This is a genomic window from Flavobacterium galactosi (genome assembly GCF_048158585.1).
Classification (GTDB): domain Bacteria; phylum Bacteroidota; class Bacteroidia; order Flavobacteriales; family Flavobacteriaceae; genus Flavobacterium; species Flavobacterium galactosi.
Genome location: NZ_JBLNKV010000005.1, coordinates 360,563 through 374,055 on the forward strand (window position 1 = coordinate 360,563; position 13,493 = coordinate 374,055).

Annotated in this window: 12 protein-coding genes and 1 tRNA gene; all 13 read right to left on the bottom strand. The window is 33.3% G+C overall.

Annotation, left to right across the window (positions count from 1 at the left end; genetic code table 11):
* Positions 1-231 precede the first annotated feature (231 nt).
* Positions 232-319: transfer RNA gene (locus ACM55M_RS13070), tRNA-Ser, on the bottom strand.
* A gap of 167 nt (positions 320-486) precedes the next feature.
* Positions 487-1,620: a 3,4-dihydroxy-2-butanone-4-phosphate synthase gene (gene ribB / locus ACM55M_RS13075; protein ID WP_416850590.1), complete on the bottom strand. Its 1,134-nt coding sequence runs from the start codon at positions 1,618-1,620 to the stop codon at positions 487-489.
* Positions 1,621-1,629: 9 nt separating this feature from the next.
* A complete protein-coding gene (locus ACM55M_RS13080; RefSeq protein ID WP_416858110.1) occupies positions 1,630-3,063 on the bottom strand; it encodes an LptF/LptG family permease in 1,434 nt (477 codons plus the stop codon).
* Positions 3,064-3,070: 7 nt separating this feature from the next.
* Positions 3,071-3,715 carry an outer membrane lipoprotein periplasmic chaperone LolA1 gene (gene lolA1, locus ACM55M_RS13085; RefSeq protein WP_465245432.1) on the bottom strand — a complete coding sequence of 215 codons (645 nt, stop codon included), beginning with the start codon at positions 3,713-3,715 and terminating at the stop codon, positions 3,071-3,073.
* Positions 3,716-3,764: 49 nt separating this feature from the next.
* Positions 3,765-6,215: a DNA translocase FtsK gene (locus tag ACM55M_RS13090; protein WP_416858112.1), complete on the bottom strand. Its 2,451-nt coding sequence runs from the start codon at positions 6,213-6,215 to the stop codon at positions 3,765-3,767.
* A gap of 19 nt (positions 6,216-6,234) precedes the next feature.
* Positions 6,235-6,609, bottom strand: a complete 375-nt coding sequence (locus ACM55M_RS13095) for a diacylglycerol kinase family protein (protein ID WP_416858113.1) — start codon at positions 6,607-6,609, stop codon at positions 6,235-6,237.
* A 10-nt stretch (positions 6,610-6,619) separates the two neighbouring features.
* Positions 6,620-7,117 carry a thiol peroxidase gene (tpx, locus tag ACM55M_RS13100; RefSeq protein WP_416858114.1) on the bottom strand — a complete coding sequence of 166 codons (498 nt, stop codon included), beginning with the start codon at positions 7,115-7,117 and terminating at the stop codon, positions 6,620-6,622.
* A gap of 190 nt (positions 7,118-7,307) precedes the next feature.
* Complete coding sequence (locus ACM55M_RS13105; RefSeq protein ID WP_039107819.1) at positions 7,308-7,565, bottom strand: DUF6952 family protein; 258 nt, start codon at positions 7,563-7,565, stop codon at positions 7,308-7,310.
* An 80-nt stretch (positions 7,566-7,645) separates the two neighbouring features.
* On the bottom strand, positions 7,646-7,954 hold the full coding sequence (locus ACM55M_RS13110) for a thioredoxin family protein (protein ID WP_416835483.1): 309 nt from the start codon (positions 7,952-7,954) through the stop codon (positions 7,646-7,648).
* A gap of 79 nt (positions 7,955-8,033) precedes the next feature.
* Positions 8,034-8,672, bottom strand: a complete 639-nt coding sequence (locus tag ACM55M_RS13115) for a peroxiredoxin (protein WP_416858115.1) — start codon at positions 8,670-8,672, stop codon at positions 8,034-8,036.
* Positions 8,673-8,813: 141 nt separating this feature from the next.
* Entirely contained in the window at positions 8,814-10,424 is a 1,611-nt protein-coding gene (locus ACM55M_RS13120; protein ID WP_416858116.1) for a glycoside hydrolase family 3 protein, read from the bottom strand.
* Between the two features lie 118 nt (positions 10,425-10,542).
* A complete protein-coding gene (locus ACM55M_RS13125; RefSeq protein WP_416858117.1) occupies positions 10,543-11,811 on the bottom strand; it encodes an MFS transporter in 1,269 nt (422 codons plus the stop codon).
* A gap of 28 nt (positions 11,812-11,839) precedes the next feature.
* Complete coding sequence (locus tag ACM55M_RS13130) at positions 11,840-13,372, bottom strand: glycoside hydrolase family 10-like protein (RefSeq protein ID WP_416858118.1); 1,533 nt, start codon at positions 13,370-13,372, stop codon at positions 11,840-11,842.
* Positions 13,373-13,493: the final 121 nt, after the last annotated feature.

Consider the following 13,493-nt stretch of genomic DNA (forward strand, 5'->3'; position numbering starts at 1 on the left):
AAGAATATCAAACAAGATGTTTAAATAGTAGACTAGTGTTAAACTAGCCATTGAACAGGTTGTTTGAAAGGTTTAAGTCGATTTAGCGAGACCCTGATTTTAGAATTATAGTAGGGTCTCGATTTTATCTCGTTAAGAATGAGATTAGATGAATAATTTGAATAATACGTAAAAGCAAAAACCCCGTAAATCTTATGATTTACGGGGTTTTGATACCATTTGTTTTTCTACTGGCGGAGAAAGAGGGATTCGAACCCCCGGACCTGTAACAGTCAACAGTTTTCAAGACTGCCGCATTCGACCGCTCTGCCATTTCTCCAGTATGTTGCTTTCATTACCTGATTGCGAGTGCAAATATAAGAACCTTTTTTGGTTATGCAAATCTATTTTTATAAAAAAAGCATCTATTTTTAGTACTAATTTTTAAATGTTTCATTTTCTATACTTTAGACGAAACTTATTTTTGCAAAAAATTAAAATATTGGTTTAATACTTTACATATTCAGTTATTTCCAGTCCATAACCAATCATTCCAACACGTTTAGTCCCCTCGGTATTTGATACCAATCTTATTTTAGAGATATCAATATCATGTAATATTTGAGCACCAATACCAAAATCTTTACTGTCGATAACAATTTTAGGTGCTTTCATCACCCCTTCACTTTGTAATAATTTAAGTTCTGTGATACGACTTAGTAAATTAACCGATTGCATATCCTGATTGATGAAAATAACGGCACCTTTTCCTTGCTCATTAATCACTTTAAACATATCATCAAGCTGTTGGTCTGCATTATTAGTCAATGTGCCTAATAAATCATTATTCACCTGTGAGGAATTGATTCTGGTTAAAATGGATTCGCCCAAATTCCAAGTCCCTTTTGTCAAGGCAATGTGTATTTGTTTGTTGGTTGTTTGCTGATACGCACGTAATCTGAAAGTACCAAAACGGGTTTCTAAATCAAAATCTTCTTTTTTTACAATCAGACTGTCATGTTGCATTCTGTAAGCCACTAAATCTTCAATAGAAACTAATTTTAAATCGAATTTTTTAGCCACTTTTACTAATTGTGGCAAACGCGCCATCGAACCATCTTCATTCATGATTTCAACAATCACTCCCGCTGATTTAAAGCCTGCGAGTCGTGCAAAATCAATTGCAGCTTCAGTATGTCCAGTTCTTCTTAAAACGCCTCCTTGTTTAGCAATAAGAGGAAATATGTGCCCTGGTCGTGCTAAATCATGAGGTTTAGTTTTGGAATCAACTAAAGATAAAATAGTTTTTGCTCTATCTCCAGCGGATATTCCTGTAGTTACTCCATTTCCTCTTAAATCTACTGAGACAGTAAAAGCAGTTTCCATTGGATCTGTATTGTTACTAACCATTACATGGAGTCCTAATTCTTTGCAACGGCTTTCTGTTAATGGAGCACATATTAATCCGCGGCCGTGTGTAGCCATGAAGTTAATCATTTCTGGTGTTACCTTTTCGGCTGCAGCCAAGAAATCACCTTCATTTTCTCTATCCTCATCATCAACAACAATAATGATTTTTCCTTGTCGAATATCTTCAATCGCTTCTTCTATTGTATTGAGATGTATTTTATTTGTAACCATGATTGGTGTTTAATTTGGTGTTGGAAATATTTTTTTGTATATTTTTTGGAATGGGGCTAAAATAACATCCATATTTATTAATCCGATATCGTTTGTGGCTCTGTAAGTCAGTAAAATAGCCAATGGTGATAGAATTATTGAAGATAACCAAGCTCCCATAAATGGAGTAAGCCCATTTTCTTGTGAAATTCTTTTACCAAAAGTATTTATAAAATGGAATGTTATGAAAATTAAAACTGCAAAAATAATTGGAAGCCCAAGTCCGCCTTTTCTAATAATAGCTCCCAAAGGTGCTCCTATAAAAAACATCAAAAAACAAGCATATGCAATTACAAATTTATCGTAAAAGGCCAATAAATGATTGTTTATATTTTTCCGTTTCGCTTTAAATTCTGTTTGACTGGCATCAATAGAATATTTTAAACTTGCCAGATTACTTGTAGCAAGATCTAAAATCTTAGATTTGTCATTATTGTTAAATAATGACAATATATTATTTGGAAGTGTTTTACTTTTTTTAAGTGGTTTTATTTTATTATCCCTTGGAATTACAATTCGCTGATTCATGTTTTCTGAAAACGAAATGATATCTGTTTTTAAATTCTTATGTAAAGAATCCAGCGTATAATTTAATTCACTCACAGTAAGCATCGTGTTGGTATTAGCAATGCTTTGATCATTCACATCAACTTTGTTCAATTTTGATAAATCGATATTGATAATGTATTTTTTAAATGAACTTTTTGCAAATGGCATTTTGTTTCGGTCTTCATATTTTTTGGGAACGATATCTTCGTAATAGTAGCCATTATTCAGTACTAATTGCAGAATGCTGGATTTCTCGCTGCTTATCAATTCTCCATTTTTGGCTTTGATGACTGTTTTGCTGCCATCACCAAGGTTTGATTTTTTATGGATTGTGATACCGGTAAGGAAATTTCCATTCTCACCAGATTTTTTATTCACTTTGATATTATAAAAGCCAACATCGCTAAACTGGCCTTCGGCGATTGCCAAGGCAGGTTTAGCTTGTGCTATGTTTTTTCTGAAATTGATAAACTTATATTCCGCAAAAGGAATTACATTATTGGCAAAAAGAAAGGCGACGAATCCTAATATTACAATAAAAACAGTTAAGCTTTTCAGGGCTCTTTTTAGAGAAACACCTGCGGATTTCATAGCGGCTAATTCATAATTTTCGGATAAATCACCAAAAGTCATTATCGATGCCAATAGTACAGACAACGGTAAAACCAAAGGAATTATTCGAGGCATTGAAAATCCTAAAAACTTAATAATCATTAGTAAATCCAAATCTTTACCCGCTAATTCGGATATAAATAACCAAACAGTTTGAAGTATAAAAATGAAAAAGAGTATTACAAATACAGTCGTAAATGTAGTCAGGAATGTTTTTAATAAGTATTTGTCAAGAATTTTCACCTAAGAATTAATCTAATTTATTGATGTAGTAATTTGGATATTTACTTTCGGTAAAGGTAAATTGATTTTTTGACAAAGGCTGGTTGGTTTTAAAAGAATTAACGGTTAAAGTAGTTTTTGTGCCTTTTTTACCCATTTCGATTAAGTTGTAGATGTGTTTGGTCTGCACATCAATACCTAATAATATTTCTTTTCTTTGATCTTTTACATTGGTAGGAACCAATTTAATATACTGAATTTTTCGTCCTTTTACATCTTGTAAAATATCCATATTGTATTTATAGCCTGAGTTGAAAAAAGTCAATAATTTTGAAGGAGTAATGGCATTATCGTCTTTGTCAGTTACTTTAGAAATAGTGATTTCTTCATCTTCAGGAACAATGGTGTAGCTTTTTTTTCCGTCAAAAATTTTAGTGACCCCCATAAAATTCAATACAAATTGATTGCCTTTCATGATTACATTTCCTTTGCTGTCCTGATTGATGTTTTCTTTGACATTATTCAAAGAATACTTGAAATCAATAACGATATTATTATAACTTCTAACTTTTGCTGTAACTTGATCTAAAAGATCTTTCGCTTTTTTATCTTGAGCTTGTATTGAAAAACTAAAAAATAGTAAAACTGCAATTTGAAAAATTTTTTTACCCATCCCTTTTATCTTATTTTTTTTGAATTCTTGAATCTTTGATTCCATGGTGTTAATTGTTTTGTTCATTGTTGAAAAATTGATCAAGAGAACTCATGTCCAAGATGTTAACACTACGTGCTTTGCTTCCTTCAAATGGGCCCACAATTCCAGCAGCTTCTAATTGATCAATTAATCGACCTGCTCTGTTGTAGCCTAATTTTAGTTTTCTTTGTAACAATGAAGCCGAACCTTGTTGTGCGTTTACTATTATTTCTGCGGCTTCTCTAAACAAAGTATCTCTGTCGGAAATATCCATATCAAGATTAATGCCACTTTCCTCTCCAACAAATTCTGGGAGTAAATAAGCTGTTGCATATGCTTTTTGAGATCCAATAAATTCAGTTATTTTTTCTACTTCTGGGGTGTCTATAAAGGCACATTGTACTCGAACAACGTCATTTCCGTTAGTGTAAAGCATATCACCTCGTCCTATCAATTGATCGGCACCCTGCGTATCAAGAATGGTTCGGGAATCAATTTTGGAGGTAACTCTAAAAGCAATTCTAGCAGGGAAATTGGCTTTTATCAAACCTGTAATTACGTTAACAGAAGGTCTTTGTGTCGCTATAATTAAGTGAATTCCAATGGCTCGCGCTAATTGTGCTAAACGGGCTATAGGAACTTCAACTTCTTTACCTGCAGTCATGATTAAATCGGCAAACTCATCAACAACAAGAACGATATAAGGTAAAAATCGGTGTCCATTTTCTGGATTCAGTTTTCGAGCTTTAAATTTATCATTGTATTCTTTGATGTTACGCACCATCGCATCTTTCAATAAAGAATAACGGTTGTCCATTTCTACACAAAGGGAATTCAGGGTATTGACCACTTTTGCGTTATCAGTAATAATAGCGTCGTCCATGTCTGGAAGTTTCGCTAAATAATGTCTTTCAATTTTATTAAACAGGGTTAGCTCTACTTTTTTTGGATCCACCAAAACAAATTTAACTTCGGCTGGATGTTTTTTGTACAAAAGCGAAGTCAAAACAGCATTTAATCCTACAGACTTTCCTTGTCCGGTAGCTCCTGCCATCAATAAGTGAGGCATTTTGGCTAAATCTACCACAAAAGTTTCATTCGAAATTGTTTTTCCAAGAGCGATAGGCAATTCCATTTCCGCTTCCTGAAATTTGGCTGAGCCAATAACACTTTTCATCGAAACCATCGTAGGATTCTTATTAGGAACTTCAATTCCTATAGTTCCTTTTCCAGGAATAGGGGCAATGATACGAATTCCTAATGCCGAGAGGGACAAAGCGATATCATCTTCTAAGCTTTTAATTTTTGAAATTCGAATACCCGCTTCCGGTACAATTTCATATAAAGTAACTGAGGGTCCAACAGTCGCTTTTATCTGAGCAATTTCAATTTTGTAATTGCGTAGCGTATCTACAATCCTGTTTTTATTCTCTTCTAATTCTTCCTGGTTGATAGTAATTCCACCAGTTGAATATTCTTTTAATAAGTCTATCGTAGGAAATTTATAATTGGATAAATCTAAAGTTGGATCGAATAATCCAAAATCAGCCACTAATCGAGATGCCAAATTTTCTTCAATAATATCTTCTTCCGGAGCTGTTTCTATTACAAAAGTATCAATAGGATTCGAAATAATTTCTGGAGATACTATTGGTGTAACTTGCATAGCAAGTGGTTTTACAATGGGATCTCTGTTAATATCCGATGAGTTGCTTATGGTTGGTTTCAACGCCTCTTTGTTAATTTCGAATTGAGAACCATTTGTTTTTAAATGAATTTCATCAATTTCCTCTTCTACTACAGCAAATTCTTCTAAATTATAAGCGCTACTTTTTGCACCATTTAGTGGAATCGTGGCTAAATCTACTTTGATTTCTTTTTTTGTATTATCAAAAAACGACTGAATGTTTTCAGGTGAGATTTTGATTTTAAAAATTACATAAAGGATTAATCCAAACAACAATAGTAGTAAAGTTCCTGTTTTTCCAATATAATCTTGCAAAAATAAATTTAATTCATATCCAATGGTTCCACCTAATTCGGGTACTGAAGTAGCAAAAAAACCAAATAAAATCGATACAATTATTATTACGAATAAATCCCAAAACCAAATACTTTTCAGTTTTTTTAAGGAAATACCCAAAACCATATACATTCCCGTGAGGAAAAACAAGCGTACAAATATAAATGCGGCAAGTCCAAAACCTTTGTAAACAAGCAAATCTGCTAAAAACGCACCAAATTTTCCTAACCAATTGTGAACCGTTTCGGTTCTGTCAGTCAATTCACCAACTGCACTTTGATCTTGTTGTCCATAAATATAAAAGGAAATAAATGTAAATAATAAAGCAATTGAAAATAACACCAAAAGCGAACCAAAAACAATTTTGTGTTGTTTCGTCAGTTGTAATGGATTATTTCCCTCCGTTTTAGAATCCTTTTTTTTATCTAAAGGTGCTGTTTTTGTTGTTTTTGCCATTCTTGATTGTAATTCTACCTTAGAATAATATAGGTATATATATGATTAAACCGATTGCTATTGCCGTTAAAGCAGCAAAAAAGACAGCTCCTGCAGCAATATCTTTAATAAACCCAATTCTTTCATGATAATTTGGATGAATAAAATCGGCTATTTTTTCAACAGCCGTATTTAAACCTTCAATACTCATCACCAGACCAATGGCCATCGTTTGAAAAAGCCATTGAGTGGAAGTTATTTCAAAATAGAATCCAGCAATAGTCATTAGTATACCTAATGAAAATTGTACCATTATGCTGTGTTCTGTAGTAATTAATTTTATGGCACCTTTAAAAGCGTACGTGACACTTTTTAATCTTCCGGTAAAAAAAGTATTGTCTTTTTCAAATTCCATTCAGATACTATTAAAGTGCAGCTAATGCCGCTTCGTAATTTGGCTCATCTACAATTTCACCAACTTGCTCCGTATGCGTAATTGTACCGTTTTCATCCACTACAATGATAGCTCTGGAATGCAATCCCGCTAAAGGACCGTTTACAATTTCCAAACCATTGGTTTTACCAAAATCTCCAGCTTGGAAATCAGATAAATTAACAACATTTTCAAGTCCTTCAGCACCACAAAAACGGTTTTGGGCGAAAGGTAAATCTCTTGAGATACATAATACATTGGTGTTTTCCAATTTACTTGCACTTTCGTTGAATTTCCTAACCGATGCGGCACAGGTTCCAGTATCAATACTTGGAAAAATATTTAAAACTAATTTTTTTCCAGCAAAGTCAGCTAATGTAGCAACAGAAAGATCGTTTTTAATTAATTTAAAATCACTCAATTTTGTGCCTACTGTTGGTAATTCTCCTGAGGTATTTATTGGATTTCCTTTTAATGTTATTGAAGCCATAATTTTTGTTTTTTAATGAGGTTCAAAAGTATGAAAATTATTTAAGATTTAAGGATGAAACTTCGGGATAAAGTTCAAGATTTTGGAGCATGAAGTAAACCCGTACAACCTAATGTCTTTTTTCTAAAATGCATAAAAAAACGCACTCGTTTCGGAGTGCGTTTTTAAAAAAATGAATTAAAAATTCTTTTTATTTATCGATAGAACCCAGAACACGCTTCATAAAACTGTTTAAAGCTTCTTTTTTATCAGTTCCGGTTTTTACCAGTTTGTTAACTTCTAAAGCGCCATACATATTTGAAATTAATTCCCCAATTACATCCAATTCTTCATCTTTCAATGAAGTAATTTCTGTCATTGCTTCTAGAACTTCAATTGTTTCTATGATATAATCTTCATCATTTTCTTCTATAAACTGCGTTAAATGCTTGATTACCGGTAATTTCATTTTTAGTTGTTTATTCGGTTATACGTTGATTTGTTTATTAGTCAGGTCAAAACGCTTTTTAACGATTCACCAATTCAACTTTAAACTATTTCGTTCACCAATTCAATTAATACTTCTTGTTTATTAGTTTGTGTTTCGTTTACTAATTTCCCATTTACAAAAGTGGCAAAAGTGGGTAAATTACTGACATTAGCTAATTTTCTTGATTCAGGAAAATTTTCAGCATCAACAAGAGCAAAAGTGATTGTTTCGTTTTCTGAAGCCAATTTTTTGAATTTAGGTTTCATGATACGGCAATTTCCACACCAGGAAGCCGAAAATTGAACTACAACTTTTTCGTCTTTTGCAATTAAATCCGCTAATGTATCTTCGTTTAATTCGATTAACATAGTTTTATTTTTAAAATTTAATAACAATAGCGATGGCAATTATAGTACTGAAATTGCCATTGCTATTGAAATTGTTTTATTAGTTTAGAGACAAATATTCTGCAGTACTTTTTCTGTCTGCGCTCATGGCTTCTTTTCCAGCTTCCCAGTTTGCAGGACAAACTTCCCCTTTTTCTTGAATGTGGGTGTAAGCATCAACCATACGCAAATATTCATTTACGTTACGACCTAATGGCATGTCATTTACACTTTCGTGGAAAATTTTTCCAGTTTCGTCAATAAGGTAAGTAGCTCTGTACGTTACATTTGATCCTTCGATGATAATTGAATCAGTTTCTTCACTGTAACCTGTTTCTTCAATATCAAGAATTCCTAAAATATTAGATAAGTTTCTGTTCGTGTCAGCAAGAATTGGGTAAGTAACGCCTTCAATTCCACCATTATTTTTTGGCGTGTTTAACCACGCAAAATGCACTTCATTGGTATCGCAAGAAGCTCCTATAACAATCGTGTTTCTTTTTTCGAATTCTGGTAAAGCGGCTTGAAAAGCGTGCAATTCAGTTGGACAAACGAATGTGAAATCTTTTGGGTACCAAAATAAAAGTACTTTTTTGTTGTTTTTTGTAGCTTCTTCGAAAATGTTGATTTTTAAATTATCGCCCATTTCTGAAATAGCGTCTACTGCAATGTTTGGGAATTTTTTACCTACTAATGACATTTTATTTACTTTTTAATTAATTTTTTTTGACGGTGCAAAAGTAGTCTATAGTGACCGTTGAATGCAATACCAGTTGATTATAAAAAGTTATTTATAAATAGTTATTTCTTATATAGGTTTTTATAAAATTAAAGCGGTTAATTACAGACCAGTAACCGCCACAGGTAGAGTTCCTTTGCAATGGGTATTTTCTAAAAGTTGTTCCGCTGCGGTTTCTTGAAATTCTGTAAAATCCTGATATATTTGAATGATTCCTAAAGCGTGTTTTAAATTTGGGATAACTTGAAGTGCATAAGGGTTCCCAAAAACATACAAAACACATTTTTTGGTTTGGAATAAAGTACCCAAAAACTGAAGTACCGAATCTTCTATGTCAAAACCATTTAAAGGTTTTGCCTTTGGTACAAATAAAGAAATGACTAGTGTATCAAATTTATTTAATTTTTTTTCTAATTCATTTATAACAGCATCCCCGCCAGTTTCATAACTAAATTCGGGTGAAGGTAAAGCGGCAGATAAGTTCTTGAAAAATGAATTATCGGTGTTTTTATAAAAACTAATTTTGGCAAGATCTTCTCTGTTTTTAGCGTCAAAAACGGTCACGGTATTGTGATTGTCTTTTATTTTTGTAATGCAGTTTTGAGCAATTTTTCGATTTAAAACGGAGGTAGTTTCAAAATCAAAATCACTTTTAGATAGTTTTGGTAAATTAAGTTTCCCGTCTACAATTCCTGCTTTTTGTTTGCATTTCCACAATCGGTTAAAACTGCCTTCAATTCGCTCCGGAGTCGCATTTTTTAGTATTTCCTGAATTCCTTCGGGTACGTTTTCGGCAAAACACAAAACATCATTTCCGGCATTGAAAGCTTCCCATTCCAGTTGTCCTTTTTTCTCATATAATTTGGAGACACTATGCATATTCAACGCATCCGAAATCACCAGACCATCATAGCCCAATTGCTTTCGCAAAAGCGTTTCAATTACTGATTTTGATAACGTTGCTGATGTATCTTTTCCGTCATTCAAAGCAGGAACTGCCAGATGACCTATCATAATAGAATCGACATTGTTTTCGATACCTTTTATAAAAGGAACTAATTCATTGGCTAATAATTCTTTCAATGTTTCTCCTAAAACTGGTAATCCTAAATGCGAATCGACATTCGTATTTCCATGTCCAGGGAAATGTTTGAGACAGCCTAAAATGCCAACCTCATTCATTCCTTTTAAATATTCGAGGGCAAAATCAGCTACTTTTTCTTTATTCTCACCAAAGGAACGATACCCAATTACAGGATTATTCGGGTTGTTGTTGATATCCGCCAAGGGCGCTAAATTATAATGGATTCCAACTGATTTTAAGTCCAAACCTATTAGTTTCCCCACTTCATAAACCAAATGTTTTTCACTATTCGGTAATGCGCCAAGCGTAATGGCATAAGGATATTGAGGCGTTTTTTCGACGCGCATCGCCAATCCCCATTCGGCATCAATACTCATTAATAAAGGAATCGTAGCGCAATTTTGATACCTGACGATTAGGTCCTTCAAACGCTGAAAACTAGCGTCATTTAATACTACTTTTTTCTTAGTTTCATAATTGGTTGCGGCACTGGCTCTGCTATGAAAAAAAGTCAATCCACCAATATTGTGTTCCCGGATTAATCGTTCCGTTGCCTGAATGTTTTCTTCTGTATCATTTATGAAAACGGCTGGAAAGAAAAATTGTCCTATTTTTTGTTCTAATGTCATTCTGAAATAGTTTTAAAAATAATTTTTAATCCTATAAGAAATGTAAGTTCATATAAAAACCTAAAAAAGCTTACTTAAATGAACTTACATTTCTTTTATAGTTAAAGTTTGTATACTTCTATACTTGCTCTGATTTCTTTCCAAAATCGGAAGGGAAAATTAAAAATCTGGAAAGGATTAATCCTGGTATGGTTGCTAAAAATACCCAAATAAAGAAATTGCCATAACCCAAATATTCCTGAATAAATCCACTCAACATTCCTGGAAGCATCATTCCTAAAGCCATAAATCCTGTTGCGATAGAATAATGGGATGTTTTAGATTCGCCATCGGCAACATAAATTAAATACATCATAAAAGCAGCGAAACCAAAGCCATATCCAAATTGTTCTGCAATTACAGTCGCATATACATAATAAATAGATTGAGGATGAAAGTGGGAAAGTAAAATGAATCCTATTATAGGCAAGTGCATAGCTAAAAACATAGGTAACATCCACTTGCCAAGACCTCCTTTTGAAATGGCGATTCCGCCAAGAATCCCACCTATTACTAGTGCCGTAACTCCAAAGGTACCATAAATAATACCAACATCTTCAGTGGTTAGCCCCATGCCGCCTTTGCTTTTTTCATCTATTAAAAATGGGGTTAACATTTTTAATAATTGGGATTCTCCTAATCTGAAAAGCAATATAAAAGTTAATACAATTCCAATTTGTTTCTTTTGAAAAAAGGTTTTAAAAACAACTCCGAAACTCTGCTTGTTTTCAGTTTCAGCGGTAACTTTAGTTTCTTCTACTTTTGGAGTGGTAAAAAAGTTATAGATGGTTAGAAAAGCCATAACCAAGGCCACAATTATCATGGTGTAGGACCAAGCTTTGCTTTTGTCTCCGTATTTTTGCTCCAGAAAACCACCTAGAATTACGATTAATCCATTGGCGGTAAGCATAGAAAGTCTGTAAAATGTGCTTCGAATTCCTAAGAAAAAAGATTGTTGTTCTTTGGCTAAAGCCAACATATAAAAGCCATCACTCGCCACATCATTTGAAGCTGATGCAAATGCCGCAACCCAAAAAATGGCCAGACTCAGTACGAAAAAATTACTCATGGGGATGGTTAATCCCACAATCAAAAAAGCTATTGCAATAACCAATTGCATCGCCAGAAACCACTTTCTTTTGGTTGCATATAAATCGATAAAAGGGCTCCATAATGGCTTGATAACCCAAGGTAAGTACAACAAACTAGTGTAAACTCCAATGTCTTCATTGTTGATGCCTAAACTTTTGTACATAATCACCGATACAGAAATTATGATGGCATACGGAAAACCAGATGCGAAATTTAATAATGGAATCCAAAACCAAGGGCTGTTGTCTTTTCTCATGTATAGCGGATTATATTCAATTCAAACTTTATAGTGTGAAATTAACTAAAGTGGGTTGGCTTTCATTACCATAAAAATCGATGAATGTAATGGCGCAGGTTGTATTTTTGTCTAATTTATAGGTTGGAATCACAATTTCAACAGTATCGTTATTTTCTTTAAATGCTATTTTATCAATAATTTGACTTGGATCGTTGATGTCAATTTTCGAATTAAATTTAGCGCCATAAACCATAACATAACGTACTTTGCTGTACAATGGATATTTGACATTAAAGCTCGAAGAAATAGGATTTACCAAAATATTATTCGCTGTAGGTACAATTGCCATTTTTTTGATAGAATTTGGAACCACATTAGGAAGTGCGGGGTATTTGTATTGGTTTTCTATCAATAATTGCGCAACGTTTTGATTTCTGTTTAAAAAAGATTTGGCACTAAAAAAAGCATTTCCCTGAATGTTTTTGTAGGTTCTGGTAATATCTATTTGATTCGGAATTTCATTAGGATTACTCCATTTTTTATCGGAATCCGCATTAATTTTATAGGTTCCGTTTCCAATGTAAATAGCCGTATTAGTTGAGTTTTCAGACCACCAGCGTAATAGTTTTGAATAGGAAGCTTTAGGATGATCCATGCTCCAATACAATTGTGGAACGAGATAATCAATCCATTTGTTTTGCATCCATGCGATTGGATCTGCGAATAAATCATCGTAATTAGTTTGGCCAGACTCCGTTTCAGAACCTTTAGGATCCACAGATTTGTTTCTCCAAACTCCAAACGGGCTGATGCCAAATTGCACCCAAGGTTTTAGGTTTTTTATTGAAAGGGAAACACATTTTACAAAATTATTTACATTTGAACGTCTCCAATCTTCTATACTTAAACCATTTCCATATTTTTTGAAAGAATCAGTATCGTTAAACTGTTCTCCTTTTATTTTGTAAGGATAGAAATAATCATCAAAATGAATGGCATCGATGTCGTATTTTTCAACAACTTCTTCAACTATGGACAATAAATGGTTTTGAACTTCTGGCAGTGCTGGATTGTAATAATATTTTCCACCATATTTAATCATCCAATCCGGATGTTTGTAAAAATCGTGTTGCGGACTTAAAATTGCCGTGTTCAAGTCCATTGTGGCACGATATGGATTTAACCAGGCATGAAATTCAAACCCTCTGGCATGCGTTTCTTTTATCATCCATGCCAATGTGTCAAAATAAGGTTTTGGCGCTTGTCCTTCTTTTCCAGTCAAAAAGCGAGACCATGGTGCCAATTCTGTTGGGTAAAAGGCATCACCAACGCTTCGAATTTGTACAATTACGGCGTTGTAATTTAATTTTTTATAAGCATCTAAAATTTCAATAAAATCGGCTTTTTGTTTGTTAACATTATCCGTACTACTTTTTGGCCAGTCAATATTAACAACCGTGGCTATCCAAACCGCTCTAAATTCATTTTTAGGATTTGTAGCCATCATTTGTGCGTTCCCATTCCAATAAGAAAGTAAAAAGCACGAAATAAGTACTAGGACAAGCTTGCATTTTTTCATTAGGTCTTATTTATAAAGTATTCAAAAATAGTTTTTTTAGTGAAATTTACCTGATAAAAGGATATAAAATTTGACTTATTTTAGTAGCGCAATTTCTTTGCCAAACTGTTTTTAAATTGAA